This window comes from Herbaspirillum lusitanum P6-12 (assembly GCF_000256565.1).
Lineage (GTDB): Bacteria > Pseudomonadota > Gammaproteobacteria > Burkholderiales > Burkholderiaceae_D > Herbaspirillum > Herbaspirillum lusitanum.
On sequence record NZ_AJHH01000547.1, the window covers coordinates 12,428 to 33,678 of the forward strand.

Below are 21,251 nucleotides of genomic sequence, written 5' to 3' on the forward strand. Positions count from 1 at the left end.
TTGACTACACCTACATGCGGCAGATTAATGCAAGCGCATTCTCGATAAGTAGAAGCTTAGAGTCCTGTTAGCTGTTCAGTGCTGGGTTCAACAGACCAACTTTATTCATTTTAGTCAGCGCCAGGTTGTTGCCGGCGTCGAATAATGCCCAGTCTTTATGCGAATACCGTTTTATGCATTTCGATGGCGAACAGTTCAACCGCCTTGATAGCCGCAATCGAAGTCCCTGTCTTATCTAAGGGTGGCGACCAGGCGCATACTGCACCAAATCGAGGAATCACTGCCAGGACACCTCCGCCAACGCCGCTCTTAATCGGTAAGCCAATGCTGAAGGCGATTTCGCCTGAAGCTTCGTAAGTACCGCTGCTCATCATAAGCGCGCAGACTTGTTGCACTTGGCGAGATTGAAGAATCTGTCTACCGTCACGATCAATACCGGCGTTCGCCAGGAAGAGTGCCGCAACTGCAAGGTCTCGACAGCTAGCGGCGATCGCGCACTGGGCACAATACGCATTTACCACCTCATCGACTGTGTTGTGGAAGTTGTTAAAGCTTTTCATCAGGTAGGCAGCGGCCTTGTTGCGATGAGCACAAGCGAATTCGCCTGCCGCCACTTCCATGTCATAGTTAATACTTGGATTGCCAGAGAGCTCACGCATGAGTGAAATGACCGCCCGCTCCATTTGCGTATTTCGGCTATAGAGCAAGTCCGATACAACTAACGCCCCAGGATTTAAAAATGGATTGCGCGGCTTGCCAGACTCCAGTTCCAACTCCAGCAATGAGTTGAACTGGTTTGAGCTAGGCAGCCTGCCGACACGCATCCACAACGAATCTCCCTCACGACTCGAAGCCAACACCAGAGCGAAGAGCTTTGAAACGCTTTGAATGGAGAACGGTTCATCTGCATCGCCTGTCGTATAGACATTTCCATCCAGGGTAGCCACGGCAAAACCAAATTTGGATGGATCTACACGCATCAGTGCAGGTATATAGCCGGCTAACTGACCTTGCATTGCGAGCGGCCGGGATTGGATAGCGACCCGGTTAATACAGTCTTGAATATCATGCATCTGGTAATAGGCTTCACTTTCCAGCTGTCGGATGAAGCGAGCCCTGCGGTCGCTTCGCAGAACTCTGAATCTGATCTCTTACTGGCTTAAACATAAATCTATTGACATCAATGGGCCTTACATCGGCGTTACCGGATGTTATTCCTGGTTCGTCAATGCCAATAAACGTTCGGTCAGCCTGACCCAGTACGTGGCACCAATTGGCAACAGGTTGTCGTTGAAATCGTAGCTGGTATTGTGCAGCATGCATGGCCCCAATCCGTGGCCGTGATCGCGATGGCCGCCGTCGCCGTTGCCGATGAGGGCATAGCAGCCCGGCTTGGCGAGTAGCATGAAAGAAAAATCCTCGGAACTGAGAGGTGCTTCGATATCAGCATCGACGTTTTCTGCGCCAACAACATCGCGCATGACTTCGACGCAAATGGCAGTTTCTGCGCGGTGGTTGATAGTGGGCGGATAGTTGCGATTGAATATGACTTCTGCGTCACAGCCGAAACCATGTGCCAAATGTTCTGACATTTCGCGCATGCGTGACTCAATCAGATCCAGCACGTCAATCGAAAACGTGCGCACCGTGCCCCCGATCCAGCCGAAATCGGGAATGACGTTGCTGGCTTCACCTGCCTGCATTTGAGTAATTGATAATACGGCGGCATCATTGGGACGCTTGTTGCGAGTCAGGATAGTTTGCAATGCCTGCGACAACGCCGCCATCGCCGCCACCGGATCAATGGAATGATGTGGCAACGCGGCATGCGATCCTTTACCGCGCAAAGTGATCTTGAACTCATTGCTGGATGCCATGATGGCACCCGAATTAACGCCGAAAGAACCAAGTGGCATGCCCGGCCAGTTGTGAATGGCGTAGACCGATTCCATTTCAAATTGCTCGAACAAACCGTCCTTGATCATGCTCGCAGCACCACCTTTTCCCTCTTCCGCAGGTTGAAATATAAGATAGACGGTGCCGTCAAAATTGCGTGTCGCATTGAGATGCCAAGCTGCGGCCAGTAACATCGCGGTATGTCCATCATGACCGCAAGCATGCATTTTCCCTGGATATTGAGAGGCGTGTTCGAACGTGTTTAACTCCTGAATCGGCAGCGCATCCATGTCAGCGCGCAAACCGATAGCGCGCGTGCTGCGGCCGTTCCGAATAATGCCGACCAGCCCTGTACCGCCTAAACCGCGATGCACCGGAATCCCCCAATTTTGCAAGCTGGCGACAATAGCATCGGCGGTGCGTACCTCCTGAAAAGCCAACTCGGGGTGAGCGTGTAAATCGCGTCGAATGTGTGAAAATTCGGCGTGCGAAGTTTCAATTTCTTTTATTAAATTCATATTTTGCATCGTATAATTTTGAATGGTTGACATGCTGTCAAGGTCATTCCGGCATCACATTTCACGCATGTAAACTTGTCGATGCGTTTCAGATTCACCTGAAAAATAACCGTCGCACCAAGTAAAAACAGTACTATCTGGGCAAGAATGAACGCCGAAAAATAAGACGGGAAGAGCCGGGATTGGAAAGTCTGGGGGCGATTGTAGGTACGTTGCCTGGACTTGAAAATTACTGTTTTTGTATAGATAAAATACCTTCAAGGTATATCGCTCATCATGGAAATCCGACATCTTCGCTACTTCCTAGCCGTCGCCGAACACGGCAGTGTGGCCGAAGCGGCGCGCAAACTGAATATCGTCCAGCCGGCGCTCAGTCGCCAGATTCACGATCTGGAAGAGCAATTGGGAACGCAATTGTTCCAACGCAGCATCAGGGGCACCCAGCTCACGGTAGCCGGCGTGCAATTCATGAAGGATTGCAGCAAGTTGTTGATCGATCTCGAGGACGCCAAGAAGCGCGCCCTGCGCGCCGCTTCCGGCAAGCTCGGCTCGCTGCGCATTGGCATCTCCCCCAATCACACCGCCCATCCTGAATTATTAAAACGGCTGCGACGATTCCGCGAGATCTGTCCCGATGTTGCACTAATGCTGGAACCGGCATTGTCGCCACGACAATTGCTGGACGTCAAAGAAGAACGTATGGACGGAGGCTTTATCGCGTTTCGCGATCTTGCCGACAAACAGTTATCCGGGATAAAGGTCTTGCGCTCGGGGCTGATGCTGGCGGTTTCGAGCGATCATAAGTACGCTGAACAACCACCCGATCGACTCAGCGAAATGAAGGATGAGCCTTGCGTTTGGTTTCCCCGCGACCGCGCTCCCGAGTATCACGACTATCTGATTCAGCAATGCATGGCGGCAGGTCTGACGCCCAAACAAATTCTTGTCGGCACCGACGTTGGCACTACCCTGGGTATGGTTGCGGCCGGCATGGGCTACTCCATCGTGTCGGAAGCATCGAAATACAATAGCCCTAACGGCGTCGTACTGCATCAGCACGCCGACATACCTGATATCCATGACGTTGAATTCATTTTCCTCAGCGAAAACGATTCGCCTATTTTGCGCGCCTTCGCGGAAGTCATGAATGATGGCGGATCCGATAGCCAGTCTTAAAACATCGCAAGAGCGACTCGCATCGCACCAAGTGACCGTCCAGTGCATCGGTAGCAATGTCCTTTACCAGCTCGCCCCGACTGGAGGCCGGGAGGCCACCAGCATGACACTCTCATCACTCTCACCGGCTATGGCTGACGCCAAACATCTATACTTAACAAGCATAGAAGCAATAGAAAAACAGTAATTTTCAAACCTCCAACTTCTGCATATCCTCTCATCACAATGAAAAATATTGCGATATCGGCAGATTGCAAAAGGGCCTGAGTCTTTACCTGGCATTCATCTTTTTTCAATCGTTTCCGGTCAGCACAGGAGACCGATCAACGAGAAAATATCGAAACGTGCTCTGCCCGCTCTTGCCGTGAGTCAGGACTTTTCCCATTTCCCATTACATTTTTTGCTTCATTCATTTGAATGAAACCCAGTTCATGACCGGGGGGCGTTACGGCCTATGGATGCGGCTACAAGTCTCCTCCAATCGTCGTTGGCGGAGAAGCTTGAGCGCTCGGGAATAGACACGTCTGAAGATTGAAAATGCCGGATAACATTTACCTAGCGAGAAGTTTGATGATTTACCAGTTCGATTTTTCTTCCATCCTCGAGTATGCAAAGGTACTTGAACGAGGCGTGTTGATGACGATACGACTAATCGTCATCGGCGGTGTTGCAGGCGTCGCACTTGGTATCTTCGGTGCCTGGGCGCGCACTCAAGGGCCACGCTGGCTCAAGCCGACTATCAGCGCTTATGTAGAGTTGATCCGCAATACTCCTTTTCTGGTTCAACTATTTTTTATCTTTTTCGGTCTGCCTAGTATCGGCGTGACGATCACCGAATTACAGGCGGCGATTATCGCCATGGTGATCAACCTCGGCGCATACAGCACTGAAATCATCCGAGCCGGCGTATCCGCAATCGCCCGCGGTCAGATTGAAGCAGCGCTGAGTCTGTCTATGACGCGACTACAGGTGTTCCGATATGTCATCCTGCGCCCCGCTTTGCAAAAAGTCTGGCCGGCACTGTCGAGCCAGATTGTCATTGTCATGCTCGGCTCATCGATCTGTTCACAAATTTCAGTGGAAGAATTGTCGTTTGCTGCCAACTTCATCCAGAGCCGCAACTTCCGCGCCTTCGAAGCCTATCTGGTCACCACCCTTATCTACCTGATCATGGCGATTCTGCTGAGACAGATTTTGCATTACATAGGAAGACGTTTTGTGTTTCATCGACCCAGTATCGTTGCCCCGAAATCCATTGCCATTCTCAAGGGAGGCCAGGCATGATCGGCTTCACAATCTGGGACATTGTCCGCAACTTATTACTGGCGCTCCGTTGGACAGTGGCGTTGTCGCTGCTGTCGTTTTTGATGGGCGGCACACTAGGTATCGTGCTGCTGTTCATGCGCAACTCCAGATATCGCATCCTGCGCGACATCATCCGCGTCTACATCGAAGTGTTCCAAGGTACGCCGCTGCTGATGCAATTGTTCCTGGTGTTCTTCGGTATCGCACTGTTCGGTATCGAGGTGCCTGCGTGGCTCGCCGCCGGCGTTGCGCTAACGTTGTGGAGCGCCTCCTTTCTCGCAGAAATCTGGCGCGGTTGCGTCGATGCCATTCCACGTGGCCAATGGGAAGCTTCAGCCTGTTTGGCGATGAATCGCTTTCAGCAAATGCGCCATATCGTCCTGCCGCAGGCACTGCGTATTGCGATTCCCCCCACAGTGGGCTTTGGCGTTCAAATCATCAAGGGAACAGCGGTGACCTCGATTATCGGATTCGTCGAGTTATCCAAGGCCGGCACCATCATCACCAACGCCACGTTTCAACCGTTCATCGTCTTCGGCTTGGTCGGTCTTATGTACTTCGTGCTGTGCTGGCCACTGTCAAAATATAGTCAATTCTTGGAAAGGAAGTTCAATGTCGCTCATCGTCATTGAGAACGTCAAAAAGAGTTACGGGAACAATGCTGTCCTCAGAGGCATCGATCTTGAAATCAATCCCGGTGAAGTCATTGCCATCATTGGCAAAAGCGGCTCCGGAAAAAGCACACTACTACGCTGTATCAACGGGTTGGAAACCATCGATGAAGGTTTGATCAGCGTCGGCGATGTTCTGCTCGGCCGCAGTGAACGCGAGTTGCGCGAATTGCGTCTGCGGGTGGGCATGATCTTCCAGCAGTTCAATTTGTTCCCCCATCTGAGCGTAGGCCGCAACGTCATGATCTCTCCGATTATCGTCAAGGGCGCGAAAGAGCAGCAGGCGCGAGAAATCGCACAACAAAATCTGACACGTGTCGGCCTCGCGGAAAAATTCGACAGTTATCCCGATCAGCTCTCTGGCGGCCAGCAGCAGCGTGTCGCGATTGCACGAGCACTGAGCATGCAACCGAAAGCCTTGTTATGCGACGAAATTACCTCGGCGCTTGACCCGGAGCTGGTCAACGAAGTATTAGGTGTAGTGCGCAAGCTTGCTACCGAAGGCATGACGCTGGTCATGGTTACGCATGAAATGCGCTTTGCACGTGAAGTGTGCGACCGCGTGGTATTCATGCACCAAGGAAGAGTGCATGAAATCGGGCCACCGGAAGAATTTTTCAGCAAACCAAAGACCCCTGAGCTCCAACAATTCCTCGGTATGGTCAGCGTCTGATCTCCTGAATAGACACGGAACAAAGGCCATTTTTTCAACGCCGGCATTCATGAGGATGCCGGCATTTTTTTAGATGAAGCCAGGTTGAAACGGATTGGCGACAGGTATCAAGCGCGCAATAGTCTTCTGTGACTTGCTCCATTCTTCGGTGCAGACAATGCGGGCGAGGCTGGAGATGCTTTTGTCGCCATATGCGATGCCGCGACATTGCTGTCGGCAACCGGCGCTGATGAATCTGTGATGAACACGCTAACCAGCTTGGCCAGATTGGCCGCTTGCTGTTGCATTGCGTCGGCAGCCGATGCAGCTTCCTCCACCAGCGCAGCATTTTGCTGCGTCACATGATCAAGCTGCGTGACGGTATCATTGACTTGTTCTATACCTTCGGCTTGCTCCTGGCTGGCCTCGCTGATTTCATGCACGATGGAGGTTACGCGCTTGACGCTGGAGACAACATTGGCCATTGTGGCGCCGGCGCGTTCCACTTGCATGCTGCCGTTGCTTACCCGCTTGACCGAATCATCGATCAGCGCTTTGATTTCTTTGGCGGCGGCTGCCGAACGCTGTGCCAAGCTGCGCACTTCAGATGCAACTACAGCAAAACCTCTGCCCTGCTCACCTGCACGCGCGGCTTCCACGGCCGCGTTCAAGGCAAGGATATTGGTTTGGAAAGCGATACCGTCAATCACGCTGATGATATCAACGATCTTCTTCGAAGATGCATTGATTTCCCCCATGGTCTGCACCATGTTGTCGACGGCATTACCTCCTTCGATCGCGATGCTTGAAGCGGAACTGGCAAGCTCACTGGCTTCGCGAGCGTTATCCGCGTTGCTACGTACGGTCGAGATCAGTTCCTCCATCGCAGATGCTGTCTCCTCAAGTGCGCTGGCTTGCGATTCGGTGCGAGAGGACAAATCCATGTTTCCTGCTGCAATCTCGCGCGACGCTGTCGCGATGGTCACGGTGCCGGTACGCACGTTATTGACGATATTCCGAAGATTGGTATTCATGCCCTGCAATGACATCAGTAATTGTCCGACCTCATCCGTCCTCTTGATCTGGATCTCCGTAGTCAAATCTCCATCAGCTACTTTTCTCGAGATTTCCACTGCCTGCCTGAGAGGCCAAACTATGCTCCGTGTGAGCAGCCACGCACACGACACGCCAAAAAGCAGCGCAGCGACCTCTACAATCAGCAACAGAATACGGCTTTGGGCGGCGATGACATCAATCTGCAGAGAAGTCTTGTCGATTTCGGCTTGCTCCCATTCGAGCAGCTTTTGCAATGTTGCCTGATAGCGCTTGGAAGCAGGTACGAATTCTTGCACCAGAATCTGATTTCCTTCCTCGGCGTCGCCATTGGATTTTAGCTCCATCAAATGGAAATTGATTTTGGCGTAGTTGACCTGCTGTTCCAGCACCTGCTTGTAGAGCTGTTTTTCTTCGTCGCTGACCAGCAAGGGTCCAATCTGCTTTTGCAAGGCGATGGCATCTTTTTTTGCGATCAAATCTTCATTAAGAAAAAACGCATTGAGCATTTGGTCCGTGCTGCGCAAAATCGCGATCGTACGCAAAATCCCTCCGCGCAGATTCGTGTTGAGGGACGAGATCAATCGTTCCTTGCGTACCGATTCGTCAACCATGGCGCGCGTGACCTTTGACACTACCTGCATACGCCAGATGCCGATGCCGGTACTGACGATGGATAACGCCAGAATGATGGCAAAGCCGATGGCGAGACGATCTCCGATTTTCATGTTGCTCAAGCGTTTCATTCTTCCTCCTTGATATTTGATGCAATTGCTGCGTTGAGTGACCTCCGGCTCAACGTTGCGTAGCGATCTGCATCACATTTCCCCCGATCTTTTTACGTATGTGAGAAAGATGGAAATGGTTTTCCCGATCATTTCAGCTGCATCAACTTGGCACAGATTTGCCATCACCAATCACTAAAATGGAGCACTGACGATTTGAGCCGGTTCGTAATACTTATAAGGGTTTCAAGGAATTTTTGCTTATACTTTAAAAACATGAAATCTATGCTTAAACGGTAGTTTACATGGCGCTATCGCACTCCTAGACTTGCCACCGCAATAACGAGAAATCGAATTTCAGGTGCTTATCATGTCGCCTGGTTGTTGCGGTTCTTTTTGATATCTTTGTGGTTGTTTTGCTTTGGCATTACTTTGTCTTTCTTGCTGTTACTAACCGTGCGCATCATTATTGGAAGTGCATTTACTGCATGATTAATTTGGGGGAAGAAATGAAATTCGCAAAAATTTTAGTACTTTGTTCTACCATTTCACTAGCTTTGGCTGCTTTCGGTGTACGTGCCGATGCGCTATCCGACATCACGAAGTCCGGTACCATCCGCATCGCGGTTCCCCAAGATTTCCAACCATACGGCTCGGTCAATTCTGATTTGCAATTGCAAGGACTCGATATCGATGTTGCGCGACTCGTCGCTAAAGGTCTCGGCGTCAAGGTGGCCTTGGTTCCGGTTGCTAGCGCTAACCGTATTCCTTATCTGCAAACGCATAAGGTCGATTTAGTGATTTCGACACTCGGCCGCAACGCCGAACGTGACAAAGTGTTGGACTTTACCCAGCCATATGCACCATTTAACAATAGTCTGTTTGGCGCTCCGGAGATCAAGGTTAGCGGCCCTGCCGATATGGCTAACCAGACCGTAGGAGTGGCACGCGGTACTTTTGAAGATATTCAGTTGACCAAGACTGTTCCGTCGAGCACGGTGATCAAGCGCTACGAAGACAACAATACGTTAATCTCCGCCTATGTTTCTGGCCAGGTAAAGCTGATAGGCACCGGTGACTTTGTGGCGATCACGCTCGGCGAAAAGGATCCTGACCACAAACCTGTCTTTAAATACACGATTCAGGAATCGCGTTGTGTGATCGGCCTCAACAAGGGCGAAGCGCTTCTGCAAGCCAAGGTCAATGAGATTCTGACAAAATCCAAGAAGTCAGGTGAACTTAGTGCTCTCGTCAAGAAGTGGTTGAATGCGCCGCTGCCGGAAAAGCTGGCAACGACCTATGAGTGACGCCATGTAAGTGATGAGCACTCACGATATTTTTGGACCGAACAGCCACTCTTTGAGTGCAGTGCTCAAGTCTTCCCAAACCGGCCAAGTGCGGACTTTCATGTACGACCAACTTTATTTGTGGCGTCTGTCATTAGCCGGAGCTACGTAGACCATCCCGACCAACTTTGACTAAAAGCACTATGCCCAGTAAATCGATCAGTTAGCCGCCATACTCCCGACCGACTTTATTCGCTGCAGTCAACCATGACCACGCTGCATGCCATCGCGCTAAGACGATCTTGATCGGGGAGATGTTGCCGTCGGTTTCTCCCGAAACACTCTCCAGGTCGACCTGTTTGCAATGACCATTCATCAGGAGTGCACGGCATAGGGCCCGCCTTTGAAACGCGCCTGGACCTTATCCGCTTGAACTGCAGAGGGCAGCCTGAGACGGCGCTCAAACTGTCCGGAAAAGAACTCGCTGAACAGCGCGTCTTGATGCTGGTTCCTTTTTTCGCCTTTTATTACCAAAACATCGTCATCTAGAAACGTTTCAACATCCTTCTGCTCGAGCCCTGCCAGTTCAACGGAGATCTGGAATTCGTCTTCGTTTTCCTGTACTGCGATCGCAGGCCAGTTCAGTCCCCCTCTTCGACTTGGCAACCCGTCAAAGCCAGACCACAATTCATCGAAGAGACGATTGATGTCCCGATGCAATAGCTGAAAAGGTTCCCGTTGTGCCGGACTCACAGCTACGTCGCGATTTTTACTCCAAGGGAGTAAATCAGTCACATTCATGAGATACCTCCATAAAGGAATAAGAACGCCGTAAGCGGTCGTATTACGGCCAAAAAGTCCCGCTTGGGCGCCGACCCTGCGCCCCGCATCACTTTCTTGTGATGCTATTAAAATAGTTCGTGCTCTCAAATTTTCAAGACCTCTGTACCGCCCTCGCGGTTGCTGATACGAAGAATTGGAATTCATTTTTTTTCTTGGAGATGCCACCGATGAAAACTTTCAATGCAGTTTCTGCACAGATAAAATTAATCAATCTTCCTTTATATGCCGTCAGTGCCACGGCAGTAAATATCTCTGATAGCCCCCTCTTGGTTTTCCTTCATTGGCACGGCTTTCGTCGTAGCACGCCACTCAACATTGAGGGCGTAAAAATTCCTTCCCGGGCGGTTCCCAGCTCGGCGCTGCAGTTCAGGGGGCCTTGGTTGAACCGAACTTCGCAAGAAGAAGAGTTGCTTGATCTTGCCTGGCGATTAGGGGCTTGGAGCGTGGAGCGCTTGCAACTTCGACCTTGCAACGAACCAGGTGCTCCGACGAGCGAAGCCTACGCATGCCGTATCGCCTTTGGTGAAAATCCTGCGGACTATCCATCTGAAGTTACGCTTGCCGACGAGGTACCGGAGCGCCGTGAGCTGATGGAATTGGCGGCCAGGAAAGGCTATGTCCGATGGCTGTTTCATCCGGTCAAAGGAGGTCTCTGGAAGGGCGTCGGATATACCGATGATTCGCTGGATATGGACGGTGGCCGGGGGACGGATTGCCCTGTCAGCCCTTTAGCCACGCGAAATAAGCGTCGCTTTCTCTTTGAAACGCGCCTGGACCTTATCCGCTTGAACTGCAGAGGGCAGCCTGAGACGGCGCTCAAACTGTCCGGAAAAGAACTCGCTGAACAGCGCGTCTTGATGCTGGTTCCTTTTTTCGCCTTTTATTACCAAAACATCGTCATCTAGAAACGTTTCAACATCCTTCTGCTCGAGCCCTGCCAGTTCAACGGAGATCTGGAATTCGTCTTCGTTTTCCTGTACTGCGATCGCAGGCCAGTTCAGTCCCCCTCTTCGACTTGGCAACCCGTCAAAGCCAGACCACAATTCATCGAAGAGACGATTGATGTCCCGATGCAATAGCTGAAAAGGTTCCCGTTGTGCCGGACTCACAGCTACGTCGCGATTTTTACTCCAAGGGAGTAAATCAGTCACATTCATGAGATACCTCCATAAAGGAATAAGAACGCCGTAAGCGGTCGTATTACGGCCAAAAAGTCCCGCTTGGGCGCCGACCCTGCGCCCCGCATCACTTTCTTGTGATGCTATTAAAATAGTTCGTGCTCTCAAATTTTCAAGACCTCTGTACCGCCCTCGCGGTTGCTGATACGAAGAATTGGAATTCATTTTTTTTCTTGGAGATGCCACCGATGAAAACTTTCAATGCAGTTTCTGCACAGATAAAATTAATCAATCTTCCTTTATATGCCGTCAGTGCCACGGCAGTAAATATCTCTGATAGCCCCCTCTTGGTTTTCCTTCATTGGCACGGCTTTCGTCGTAGCACGCCACTCAACATTGAGGGCGTAAAAATTCCTTCCCGGGCGGTTCCCAGCTCGGCGCTGCAGTTCAGGGGGCCTTGGTTGAACCGAACTTCGCAAGAAGAAGAGTTGCTTGATCTTGCCTGGCGATTAGGGGCTTGGAGCGTGGAGCGCTTGCAACTTCGACCTTGCAACGAACCAGGTGCTCCGACGAGCGAAGCCTACGCATGCCGTATCGCCTTTGGTGAAAATCCTGCGGACTATCCATCTGAAGTTACGCTTGCCGACGAGGTACCGGAGCGCCGTGAGCTGATGGAATTGGCGGCCAGGAAAGGCTATGTCCGATGGCTGTTTCATCCGGTCAAAGGAGGTCTCTGGAAGGGCGTCGGATATACCGATGATTCGCTGGATATGGACGGTGGCCGGGGGACGGATTGCCCTGTCAGCCCTTTAGCCACGCGAAATAAGCGTCGCTTTAAGTATCAGTTGGGCCGGACTGATCGCATCATTATTTCTTGATACATTTTGTTACAAAACGAGCGTTAAGGGACTCTTGAAAAAATTTTAGGGGAAACCTATTTTTCAATTCGCCGAAATCCCGGCTAGGACATCAAGCGTCCTATTCACTTTCAAATGATCTGTAACCACTTTGGAGATTGAAAAATGAAAATTCGTCCCCTCTATGACCGGGTTATTGTTAAGCGAATTGAACAGCAGCGCCAGACAGCCTCAGGAATTGTTATTCCGGATGCGGCCTCCGAAAAGCCGGAGCAAGGCGAGGTACTTGCCGTCGGTAACGGACGGGCTCTGCAAGATGGCACTATTCGTCCTCTTCAAGTCAAGGTCGGAGATAGCGTCTTGTTCGGAAAATACGCCGGTCAAACTGTGAAAGTTGACGGTGAGGAGCTTCTGGTCATGCGCGAGGAAGACATTTTTGGCGTCCTGAAGCAGGATAAAGAAGCATTGAAGAAAGCTGCTTAATTGCAGCGTCGTGACTTACGGAGAAAGAAAATGAGTGCAAAAGACGTTCAATTCCATGACAACGCCCGCGCCCGTATCGTCAAAGGCGTCAATGTACTGGCGGACGCAGTCAAGGTGACCCTGGGGCCCAAAGGCCGGAATGTATTGCTCGACCGGAGTTTTGGTGCACCGATCATTACCAAAGACGGCGTCTCGGTCGCAAAAGAAGTTGAACTGAAAGATCGCCTGGAAAACATGGGGGCGCAAGTCGTCAAACAAGTCGCTTCAAAGACGGCGGATGTCGCCGGCGACGGCACGACTACCGCGACGGTACTGGCCCAATCGATCGTTCAGGAAGGCATGAAGTATGTCGCTGCCGGAATGAACCCGATGGACCTGAAGCGCGGCATCGACAAAGCCGTCTCGGCGGCTATCGACGAACTCAAAAAAATCTCGCGCCCCATTACCACCAACAAGGAAATTGCCCAGGTGGGTTCCATCTCCGCCAACTCCGATGAAGCCATCGGAAACATCATTGCACAAGCGATGGAACGCGTAGGAAAAGAAGGCGTCATTACCGTGGAAGACGGTAAATCGCTGGATAACGAACTTGACGTAGTCGAAGGCATGCAGTTCGATCGCGGCTATCTCAGCCCGTATTTCATCAACGATCCCGACAAGCAGCTTGCGAAGCTGGAAGATCCTCTGATCCTCCTCTACGATAAGAAAATCTCGAATATACGGGAGCTGCTGCCGATCCTGGAAACCTCCGCAAAGGCCGGCAAGCCGTTGTTCATCATCGCCGAAGATATCGAAGGCGAAGCCTTGGCCACGCTTGTCGTCAACTCAGTGCGTGGCGTCTTGAAGGTGGCGGCGGTGAAAGCGCCGGGCTTCGGTGATCGACGCAAAGCAATGTTGGAGGACATCGCGATCTTGACGGGGGCTACCGTCATTTCGGAAGAGACCGGCCATACGCTTGAAAAAGCCAGCTTGCAAGAGCTCGGAAGCGCCAAACGAATCGAAGTTCTGAAGGACGTCACAACCATCATTGATGGCGCTGGCGAACAGAAAAAGATCGATGCCCGCGTTGCTTCCATCCAGACTCAAATCGAGCAGGCTGCCAGCGACTACGACAAAGAAAAATTGCAAGAACGGGTCGCCAAGCTGGCCGGCGGCGTGGCGGTCATCAAAGTGGGTGCAGCGACCGAAGTTGAGATGAAGGAAAAGAAGGACCGGGTCGACGACGCGCTTCATGCGACACGGGCCGCCGTCGAAGAAGGCATCGTCCCCGGCGGTGGGGTGGCGCTGTTGCGTGCGCGTGCAGCAATCTCGAAGCTTGAAGGCGCGAATGCCGACCAGAATGCCGGTGTACAGATTGTATTGCGCGCACTGGAGGCGCCGCTGCGCGTCATTGCATCAAATGCGGGTGACGAGCCTTCTGTCGTCGTAGCCAAAGTAATGGCCGGCAAAGGTGACTTCGGCTACAACGCCGCAACAGGTGAATATGGCGACCTGGTGAAAACCGGCGTGATCGATCCAACCAAGGTCACGCGCACGGCGCTGCAAAACGCTGCTTCCATTGCCGCCCTGATTCTCACCACTGATGCCACGGTGTCAGACGCGCCGGTGGAAGAAAAAACACCGAGAACGGAACCGGAATACGGCGTTTAAATCAGCTCAAGGCACAAGCCCAAGGCGGCTTTGCTCCGGCGTCCGGGATTCCCGGACGCCGGTTTCTGAGCGATACGTTGATGACGTGATTAACCCGTTCCGCCGTCGGGTTCATAAGTTCAGGAGAACATGATGAACATGGATTTTTCTGAGAAATTTGAAGAAATTTATGCATGCATCTCGCATATTCGTGCATTGGCGCCTGCTACTCAACTAAGGCGCAGCATCATCATGGCAGCGACACAAATTGCCAAAGCGATCGACAAGGATTTTCCGATAAACGAAGGCGACGAATTTGACCTGGGAAATACGGGGAACGCAAAATTCGCAGACTGGGCAGAGCAAAAAATAAAGTGGCTCTCGGCAGAACTGGAGAGTAAACATCGCGCGGACAGCCCGACATCCCGAAAGGCAGTCCTTTAGCGATGGGGCCACATTTTGTACATCCTTGACGGGCATTTCCCGGCGAGATGTACGATTACTGGTCCATCGACGGCGGCCTCCCCGATAAGATTTTCGTAGAGTACTTATCGCCGGCAAAACCGGCGCACGTCCGGCGTGGTGTCTGGCATAACGCTTAGCGCGCCCCTTTTTCGAAATCCGCCTTCAAGGTTTGCATGCTGCTCTCTTCCTTTGCCTGAGCGGCACGCGCAATACACTCCATCAGCGTGGACACCACGACGCTTGACGTCGGCGTCACACGTTGCAAAACACCGATCTCCCTGAAAAAACCACCCCCTTCCAATGGCAAGACACGCACTTTCCGGATGGAAGCGCCGGCGGCAAGGTCATAGGGGATGATCGCTACGCCCAGTCCCTTTCTCACCATCTCGATAATGACCATCGGTTCATCCAGCTCCATCGTGTCATTCACCTGCAAACGGGTGCGTTTCAGATAGCGATCCACCAGTTGCCCACCGTATGACCTGCGGCTATAACGCAAGAACGGATGCGACTCCAGCAAGGACTTTATCGAGGTCTCACGCGCAGATGTGGGAGCAATGACGACATAGGTTTCGCGCAGCATGGTCGTCCATTTCAGACCCTTTGTCATTTTGAGATTTGGACGAATCATGACTGCCAATGACAAGTCATTGCTGTCGATCTGGGACATGAGCTGCACCGAGGTTCCCGGCACCACGTTCACTTCGACCAGCGGCAGTTCCTTGCAGAAATCGGCAAGCACGGCGGGGAGCAATCCAAGCTGCACGGTGGAGATCGCGCCGATATCGATCTTTCCTCGCGTGGCCGCAACGTCTGTCTGTCCTTTCATGGATTCGAAGAGCCGCACGATTTCTTCTGCGGTGACGAATAGTTGTTTGCCGTGCTCGCTGACAGCGACCGTCTTTCCCACGCGCGTGAAAAGCTCGCAGTTCAACTCATCTTCGAGCCGCCTGATCTGCATGCTCACCGCCGACTGCGTCAAACCGAGCCTGGCGCCCGCCGTCGAGAAGGAACCGAGCCGCGCAGCGGCAATGAATGTTTTCAGATAGCGAATCATGCTTATGAAAAATATGAATATGAAATACGAAAATACAGAATTTTACATTACAAATTTATGTATTTAGACTGCCTCAATCCGTTACCACCCACAAGGTCACGTGCCGTATCAGCATTCACGCTGCGCATTGCCTGGCAGCATCAAACCAACATCAACAGAAGGATTGAAAATGACATCGACGTCGTTGTTCCACTTGGCTTTTCCCGTCAAAGACATTGCCGAGGCGCGCGCTTTCTATGGCGATTTACTGGGCTGCCCGGAAGGTCGCAGTTCTGAAAAATGGGTGGATTTCAATTTTTACGGTCATCAGCTGGTAGCACATCTGGCACCGGAAGAAACTGGCTTCAGCGTGAGCAATTCGGTGGATGACCATGACGTGCCATCCCGTCATTTCGGTGCGATCCTGGCATTGCCGGAATGGGAAGCCCTGGCGGAAAAATTGAAGGCCGCAAAGATCAAATTCATCATCGAGCCGTACATCCGCTTCAAGGGTGAAGTGGGCGAGCAGGCCACGATGTTTTTCCTGGATCCGTCCGGCAATGCGCTTGAGTTCAAGTCCTTCGCCAACATGGACTACATCTTTGCAAAGTAGTCATTGAGTCATTGAAATTTCAAGGAAAAAGAAAATGAAGAAAATCGTCATGGCGCTCTGCCTCATGAGCAGCCAGGTAGCACATATTGCCCACGCCGCCCCGGATGAAGACTTGACCGGGACACTGAAGAAGATCAAGGAAAAGGGCGTCCTGGTGCTGGGCGTTCGTGATTCGACGAAGCCATTTTCTTACCTGAATGACAAACAAAGCTATGAGGGCTATGCGGTGGACCTGTGCCTGGCCATCGCCAAGAATATTCAACGCAAGCTGGGCGTGTCGCAACTGACCATTTCAATGTTGCCGGTGACCTCTTCCAGCCGTATCCCGTTGATCCAGAACGGCACCGTTGACATCGAATGCGGCAACACCACCAATACCGCTGAGCGTCAAAACATCGTGGAGTTTTCACCGACCTACTATGTGAGCGGTTCCCGTATCCTGAGCAAGCGCAGCAGCAACATCAAGACGCTGGCAGATTTGCGCGGGAAGAAGTTGGCCATCAATAGTGGCACCACCCACATCAAAATGGTCAGCACCCTCAATGACGAACAGAAACTGGGTATCGACATCATCGCCTCGCGCGATACGGCGGAAGGCATGTTGCTGGTGGAAACCGGCCGGGCCGCGGCATTCATCAACGACGATATCGTATTGGCATCGCTGGCGGGCGGAAGCAAGATCAGCAGCGAACTGGTGGTCGGCAAGGAAGCGTTGTCGGTCGAACCGTTCGGCTTGATTTATCGCAAGAACGATCCTGCATTCAAGCAAATCGTCGACACGAGCATCAGCACCATCTTCAAGTCCGGCGACATCAACAAGATTTACGCGAAGTGGTTCCAGTCTCCGGCGCTGCCCCATGGACAAAACCTGAACTGGCCGATGAGCCCGGAGACACAGGCTGCCATCGCCAAGATCACGAACTCACCGAATCCGGCTGACTACGCAGCAATACCAAAGGAACAGCTGTCGACGATCAAGAAAAAATAAAAGCGGGGTCAGGCTTCGAGATAACATAGCCGTTCAGTGAAGACGGCCTGATATCGAATGAGCAGAACCCCCCTCCTCCAAAGCCCCGAGTTATTGCGCCGCCTGCTTCGTGCAAAGGATCGGATGGACGCCGCTTCGCACGAAGACTGGCCCGTTGAGCGGCTGGCAAGCGTGAGCCACGTATCCGAGGCGCATTTCGCCCGCGCCTTCAAAGAAGCATTCGGCACTCCGCCACATCGCTATTTGCTTACCCGGCGCATCGAACGCGCAGCCGCCTTGCTGCGCGACAGCGAACTCCCGATCACGGAAATCGCCTTCCGGACCGGTTGGCGCAGCTTGGGCACATTCGGGCGCATTTTCCGCGAAATCACCGGGGACAACCCCGGCACCGTGCGCAAGCAGGCACGGATCGCCGCGCAGGAACTGAGCAGCGTGCCGGCCTGCATCGTCAGCGCCGCCCATCGCCCGGACCTCAAGACCTCAGTTTTGGAGAAGCGGCGGCTATCGGGCGACGGTATAAAGGAGACCCAACCAAAGGAGATCGACAATGAGTGACGGAGTACAAGTAGCAGGTCTGTATGTGCGGGACCAGGATGAAGCGCTGACGTTCTATGTGGACAAGCTCGGCTTCCGGGTTCACACCGATGTGAAAAACGGCGACTATCGCTGGCTGACCGTGCAACATCCGGATCAACCGGCTTTCCAGCTGGGCCTGTTCACCCCCGGCCCGCCGATGCATGACGCCGCAACCGCGCAGGCCTTGAAAGCGCTGGTGGCGAAAGGCGCGATGCCGCCGCTGGTGCTGGGTGTACGCGATTGCCGCGATGCCTGTGAACGGATGAAAGCGCAGGGCGTGGAGATCACCCAGGAGCCGGTAGAACGCTACGGCACGGTTGACGCGGGCTTCCGCGATCCGTCGGGAAACGGCTGGAAGATGATTCAGGAACGACGCTGAACTGAGCGAATCAACGCTTCCCGAAATGTGCCGCGAGCTGCGTCCTGCGCAGCTCCCTCCCGATCAATCCGCGTTCATTTTCCTAGGCAATCTGGGTCAGCTTCCTGATCCGGATCTCGGCAATCCCCCCGACAGCAGCAACAAGCGCCTGGAAATGCGGTGTCAACTCATGCTCTTTCAGTGCGGTGGCGTCCCGCCATTCTTCCAGCATGACAAACAACTCGGGATTCTCGTTGTCGGCGTGCAAATCATAGCGATGGCATCCGGCTTCGGCCCGGCTTGGCGGCACCACCTTTTCCAGCGCGGCTTTCAACGTAGCGCCATGGCCCGGTTTGGCCGTCAGCGTGGCGACAATGACTAGCTTTTGATCCATTTTCTTCTCTCGTACAAGTAATCAAGTCTCGTACGCTATCCTATTTTTGCGGACGACGCTGATCTGATTATTCATCACCACCATCACGCCCTTGCCGTTGGCATCTGCCGTGGTGGCGATGCGGAGGGCCGGCATGTTGGAGAAATTGTCGACTTCACCGCAAACACGAGGAAGTCAGGGACTTCAAGCCCGTTCGCCTGCCGTCTTCGATACCGCAATCGCAACGCCGCCGAGGAAAGCAGCCACGCCCAGCATCAGCAGCGACATCTTGTAATCGGGAGAAATCGAGCGGACGTAACCGACCAGCAGCGGCCCGAGGAATTGTCCTATCAGGTTGCCGACGCCGCTGACGAAGGCCACCGCCGGCATCGCCTTGCGCAATGGCAGGATCTCGGTCAGGCGAGAGAAGATCAACGGCATCAGCATCTTCAGCGTGAAGCCGATCAGGATGAACAGCGCGATCTGCACATAGAACAAAGACGCGGGAACGAATGCCGCCGCCGCCATCAGCAGGCCGGTGATCATGGTCGGTATGGCGGCGTGCCAGCGGCGTTCCTGGCCATTCCTGTCGGAGCGGCGGCTGATGTAATAGATGCCCAGCATCGACATGACGAACGGCGCGCCGGCGAAGAAGCCGATGGCGGTTTCGCTGAGCTGGCCATACGATTTCATTACGGTTGGCAGCCACAAGGTAATGCCATACAACAAGATGGTGTTGAGACCGAAACCCAGCGTCATGAGCCACACAGCAGGCTCATTGAAGATCGTCCACCACGGATCCGTTTCGGGCGCCTGGTGTGCGGCCTGCTCTTCGTCGAGCGTCCGCTTGATGGTGTCGCGATCGCCGGCAGGAAGCCATGCCGCCGCATCGAGACTTTTCGGAATCGACTTGAACCAGATCAGGCAGAAAATCCAGGCAGGCAGACCTTCGGCGATGAGCATGACGCGCCAGTCGTAGTGCGCGATGATGGCGCCTGAAATCGGACCGGCCAGGAAACCCCCCAGCGGGGCGCCCAGATTCCAGATGCCGAATGCGCGACCGCGCTCGGCTTTCATGAACCACTGTGCCAGCAGAATCGAGGTGCCGGCATAGACCGGACCTTCGGCCAGGCCGAGCAGGATGCGTACGCTCAGCACTTGCCAGAATGTGGTGGCGAGACCGGTCAGCATCGCGGCGGCGCCGAACAGCACCAGACAGACCGCAACCAGTCTGCGCGCGCCGAACTTCATCGCCAGGTATCCCGCCAGCAATTGCGTCAGCGCATAACCCCAGGCGAAGGCGCCGCCAATCCAGCCTCCCTGCGTCGAGGTCAGCCCGAGTTCCTTTGTCATGTGCGGCAGCGCCATCGCGATATTGACGCGGTCGAAATACGACAGCATGTAGACGATGAACACGGTCGGCAGGATGATCATCCATCTGTTGCGCCCGATATCGGACCCATTGAGCCCGGTGTTGAGCTCGCCGCTTAGGGTTTTTGGCATGTTGCAGTCTCCTCTGTTCCTGCTTTTGGTGAACGCGCCAGCGGTCTCATGTCGCCGGCGACAGATCCCTGCCGTCGCTGACGATAACCTGCCGCCTTGTCGCAATGGGCCAAGCTACTTTTAAAGCACTTCTTTCACGTCGGAATCGCGTTCCATCTCGACGATCCGTTGCGACAACTCCGTGCACATCGCCGGCGTGTATTCAACGATGAGATGCGGCATGGTTGCCTTCTGTTTTTTGGCTGACTTACTGGTCCAGCGGCGCGCCGTCGATGGTGCGGCGCATGGACACCAGACGGTGCAGCGGTGCACGCTTGAACTCGACTTCGTCGACCAGTTCGACGCCGATGCCGGGGGCATCCGGCACGGCGATGAAGCCGGCTTGCGGCACCGGATGGCTCTTTACCAGATCGGAACCGAGCAGCTTCTGGCCCGACTTCAGGACCAGGTTTTCAAACCCGGTCGGGTATTCCTGGATGGCGAAGTTGGGCACGGCCGCGGCGACTTGCATGCAGGCCGCCAGGCTGATCGGCGACAGCGGATTATGGGGTGCCAGGTCGACGTTCTGGGCTTCGGCCAACGCCGCGATTTTCTTGGCGCCGGTGATGCCTCCGCATACGCAGACCGAAGCGCGGGCGTAGCGCACGCCGCCGCCGGCCAGCTGTTGCTGGAATTCCGCCGGGGTGCAGAAGCGTTCGCCGGTGGCGATCGGTACGCGAATTGCATGGCCCACCGTCGTCATCTGCGCGTAGAACTCCGGACGCAGCGGATCTTCCAGCCACATCGGCGTCAACGGCTCCAGCACCTGGCCGATGGCAATTGCCTCGGCCGGACTCAGGCGGCGATGCATTTCGATCAGCAGGTCGACATCGGGACCGACCGCTTCGCGGAATGCCATCACGCGCTCCTTGGCATCACGCACCTTGCCGGCGTGCGAACGGAAATATTCGTGTCCTTCCGGTTCGTCCAGGAAAGGATTGATGTGGCCAACCGCAGTGAAGCCTTCTTCGCGCAGGCGGCGGCATTCGGACAAGACTTCTTCCAGGGTCTCTGCGTAAACATGGCCGTAGACCCGCAATTTGTTGCGGTAGGCGCCGCCCAGCAACTGCCAGACCGGCGGGACCCTC

22 protein-coding genes and 1 pseudogene are annotated in these 21,251 nt (G+C 53.6%); 14 read left to right on the forward strand and 9 right to left on the reverse strand.

The annotated features are described in order from the left end of the window. Positions 1 to 155: 155 nt before the first annotated feature. Both HLUSI_RS29435 and HLUSI_RS0118175 read right to left on the reverse strand, forming a co-directional pair. A complete protein-coding gene (locus HLUSI_RS29435) occupies positions 156 to 1,073 on the reverse strand; it encodes a glutaminase (RefSeq protein ID WP_016835310.1) in 918 nt (305 codons plus the stop codon). Positions 1,074 to 1,211: 138 nt separating this feature from the next. Then, positions 1,212 to 2,414 carry a M20 aminoacylase family protein gene (locus tag HLUSI_RS0118175; protein WP_029363732.1) on the reverse strand — a complete coding sequence of 401 codons (1,203 nt, stop codon included), beginning with the start codon at positions 2,412 to 2,414 and terminating at the stop codon, positions 1,212 to 1,214. A 276-nt stretch (positions 2,415 to 2,690) separates the two neighbouring features. On the opposite strand from HLUSI_RS0118175, the gene HLUSI_RS29440 reads away from it, so the two are divergent. The 4 genes from HLUSI_RS29440 to HLUSI_RS0118195 all read left to right on the forward strand — a co-directional run bounded on the left by HLUSI_RS29440 (position 2,691) and on the right by HLUSI_RS0118195 (position 6,239). Beyond that, positions 2,691 to 3,590: a LysR family transcriptional regulator gene (locus HLUSI_RS29440; protein WP_016835314.1), complete on the forward strand. Its 900-nt coding sequence runs from the start codon at positions 2,691 to 2,693 to the stop codon at positions 3,588 to 3,590. 570 nt (positions 3,591 to 4,160) lie between these two features. Next, the gene (locus HLUSI_RS29445; protein WP_050977740.1) at positions 4,161 to 4,874 is read left to right on the forward strand and encodes an amino acid ABC transporter permease; all 714 of its coding nucleotides are present in this window, start codon (positions 4,161 to 4,163) and stop codon (positions 4,872 to 4,874) included. Next, entirely contained in the window at positions 4,871 to 5,527 is a 657-nt protein-coding gene (locus HLUSI_RS0118190) for an amino acid ABC transporter permease (protein WP_016835316.1), read from the forward strand. Before HLUSI_RS29445 ends, HLUSI_RS0118190 begins: the two co-directional genes overlap by 4 nt. Then, a complete protein-coding gene (locus HLUSI_RS0118195) occupies positions 5,508 to 6,239 on the forward strand; it encodes an amino acid ABC transporter ATP-binding protein (protein ID WP_016835317.1) in 732 nt (243 codons plus the stop codon). The genes HLUSI_RS0118190 and HLUSI_RS0118195 overlap by 20 nt, the downstream gene beginning before the upstream one ends. Before the next feature lie 107 nt (positions 6,240 to 6,346). Here the strand turns inward: HLUSI_RS0118195 and HLUSI_RS0118200 are convergent, their stop codons facing one another. After that, a complete protein-coding gene (locus HLUSI_RS0118200) occupies positions 6,347 to 8,017 on the reverse strand; it encodes a methyl-accepting chemotaxis protein (RefSeq protein WP_016835318.1) in 1,671 nt (556 codons plus the stop codon). 488 nt (positions 8,018 to 8,505) lie between these two features. Here HLUSI_RS0118200 and HLUSI_RS0118205 point away from each other — a divergent pair, with 488 nt between their 5' ends. Continuing rightward, a complete protein-coding gene (locus HLUSI_RS0118205) occupies positions 8,506 to 9,303 on the forward strand; it encodes a transporter substrate-binding domain-containing protein (protein ID WP_029363733.1) in 798 nt (265 codons plus the stop codon). Positions 9,304 to 9,657: 354 nt separating this feature from the next. Here the strand turns inward: HLUSI_RS0118205 and HLUSI_RS29450 are convergent, their stop codons facing one another. Next, positions 9,658 to 10,083: an Hsp20/alpha crystallin family protein gene (locus HLUSI_RS29450; RefSeq protein WP_016835320.1), complete on the reverse strand. Its 426-nt coding sequence runs from the start codon at positions 10,081 to 10,083 to the stop codon at positions 9,658 to 9,660. Positions 10,084 to 10,292: 209 nt separating this feature from the next. On the opposite strand from HLUSI_RS29450, the gene HLUSI_RS34990 reads away from it, so the two are divergent. After that, positions 10,293 to 11,030, forward strand: a complete 738-nt coding sequence (locus HLUSI_RS34990; RefSeq protein ID WP_414087105.1) for a diguanylate cyclase — start codon at positions 10,293 to 10,295, stop codon at positions 11,028 to 11,030. On the opposite strand, the pseudogene HLUSI_RS29455 reads toward HLUSI_RS34990, so the two are convergent. Beyond that, a pseudogene (locus HLUSI_RS29455) lies at positions 10,944 to 11,468 on the reverse strand (Hsp20/alpha crystallin family protein); the annotation flags it as partial. The gene HLUSI_RS34990 and the pseudogene HLUSI_RS29455 sit on opposite strands and share 87 nt — an antisense overlap. Before the next feature lie 23 nt (positions 11,469 to 11,491). On the opposite strand from HLUSI_RS29455, the gene HLUSI_RS31840 reads away from it, so the two are divergent. The 4 genes from HLUSI_RS31840 to HLUSI_RS0118230 all read left to right on the forward strand — a co-directional run bounded on the left by HLUSI_RS31840 (position 11,492) and on the right by HLUSI_RS0118230 (position 14,656). Next, positions 11,492 to 12,121: a diguanylate cyclase gene (locus tag HLUSI_RS31840; protein ID WP_083830988.1), complete on the forward strand. Its 630-nt coding sequence runs from the start codon at positions 11,492 to 11,494 to the stop codon at positions 12,119 to 12,121. Between the two features lie 144 nt (positions 12,122 to 12,265). Then, positions 12,266 to 12,583 carry a co-chaperone GroES gene (locus HLUSI_RS0118220; RefSeq protein ID WP_016835322.1) on the forward strand — a complete coding sequence of 106 codons (318 nt, stop codon included), beginning with the start codon at positions 12,266 to 12,268 and terminating at the stop codon, positions 12,581 to 12,583. 30 nt (positions 12,584 to 12,613) lie between these two features. Further along, complete coding sequence (groL, locus tag HLUSI_RS0118225) at positions 12,614 to 14,233, forward strand: chaperonin GroEL (RefSeq protein WP_016835323.1); 1,620 nt, start codon at positions 12,614 to 12,616, stop codon at positions 14,231 to 14,233. A 132-nt stretch (positions 14,234 to 14,365) separates the two neighbouring features. Continuing rightward, positions 14,366 to 14,656 (forward strand): hypothetical protein, encoded by a 291-nt coding sequence (locus tag HLUSI_RS0118230; protein ID WP_029363734.1) that lies wholly within the window; start codon positions 14,366 to 14,368, stop codon positions 14,654 to 14,656. A 154-nt stretch (positions 14,657 to 14,810) separates the two neighbouring features. On the opposite strand, the gene HLUSI_RS0118235 is transcribed toward HLUSI_RS0118230, so the two are convergent. Beyond that, the gene (locus HLUSI_RS0118235; protein ID WP_016835325.1) at positions 14,811 to 15,734 is read right to left on the reverse strand and encodes a LysR family transcriptional regulator; all 924 of its coding nucleotides are present in this window, start codon (positions 15,732 to 15,734) and stop codon (positions 14,811 to 14,813) included. A gap of 169 nt (positions 15,735 to 15,903) precedes the next feature. Between HLUSI_RS0118235 and HLUSI_RS0118240 the strand changes: the two genes are divergently transcribed. From HLUSI_RS0118240 to HLUSI_RS0118255, 4 genes are read left to right on the forward strand one after another with little or no spacing between them, the layout of a single operon-like run. Then, the gene (locus HLUSI_RS0118240) at positions 15,904 to 16,326 is read left to right on the forward strand and encodes a VOC family protein (RefSeq protein ID WP_016835326.1); all 423 of its coding nucleotides are present in this window, start codon (positions 15,904 to 15,906) and stop codon (positions 16,324 to 16,326) included. 34 nt (positions 16,327 to 16,360) lie between these two features. After that, complete coding sequence (locus HLUSI_RS0118245; protein WP_016835327.1) at positions 16,361 to 17,314, forward strand: amino acid ABC transporter substrate-binding protein; 954 nt, start codon at positions 16,361 to 16,363, stop codon at positions 17,312 to 17,314. 57 nt (positions 17,315 to 17,371) lie between these two features. Beyond that, positions 17,372 to 17,869: a helix-turn-helix domain-containing protein gene (locus HLUSI_RS0118250; RefSeq protein WP_029363735.1), complete on the forward strand. Its 498-nt coding sequence runs from the start codon at positions 17,372 to 17,374 to the stop codon at positions 17,867 to 17,869. After that, positions 17,862 to 18,269 (forward strand): VOC family protein, encoded by a 408-nt coding sequence (locus HLUSI_RS0118255; RefSeq protein WP_029363737.1) that lies wholly within the window; start codon positions 17,862 to 17,864, stop codon positions 18,267 to 18,269. Before HLUSI_RS0118250 ends, HLUSI_RS0118255 begins: the two co-directional genes overlap by 8 nt. A gap of 82 nt (positions 18,270 to 18,351) precedes the next feature. On the opposite strand, the gene HLUSI_RS0118260 is transcribed toward HLUSI_RS0118255, so the two are convergent. The 3 genes from HLUSI_RS0118260 to HLUSI_RS0118280 form a co-directional block, all read right to left on the reverse strand. Further along, positions 18,352 to 18,642 (reverse strand): putative quinol monooxygenase, encoded by a 291-nt coding sequence (locus HLUSI_RS0118260; protein WP_016835330.1) that lies wholly within the window; start codon positions 18,640 to 18,642, stop codon positions 18,352 to 18,354. A gap of 183 nt (positions 18,643 to 18,825) precedes the next feature. Beyond that, the gene (locus HLUSI_RS29460) at positions 18,826 to 20,124 is read right to left on the reverse strand and encodes an MFS transporter (RefSeq protein ID WP_157137911.1); all 1,299 of its coding nucleotides are present in this window, start codon (positions 20,122 to 20,124) and stop codon (positions 18,826 to 18,828) included. A 247-nt stretch (positions 20,125 to 20,371) separates the two neighbouring features. Then, a partial coding sequence (locus HLUSI_RS0118280; protein WP_016835334.1) for a mandelate racemase/muconate lactonizing enzyme family protein occupies positions 20,372 to 21,251 on the reverse strand: 880 nt, incomplete at its 5' end.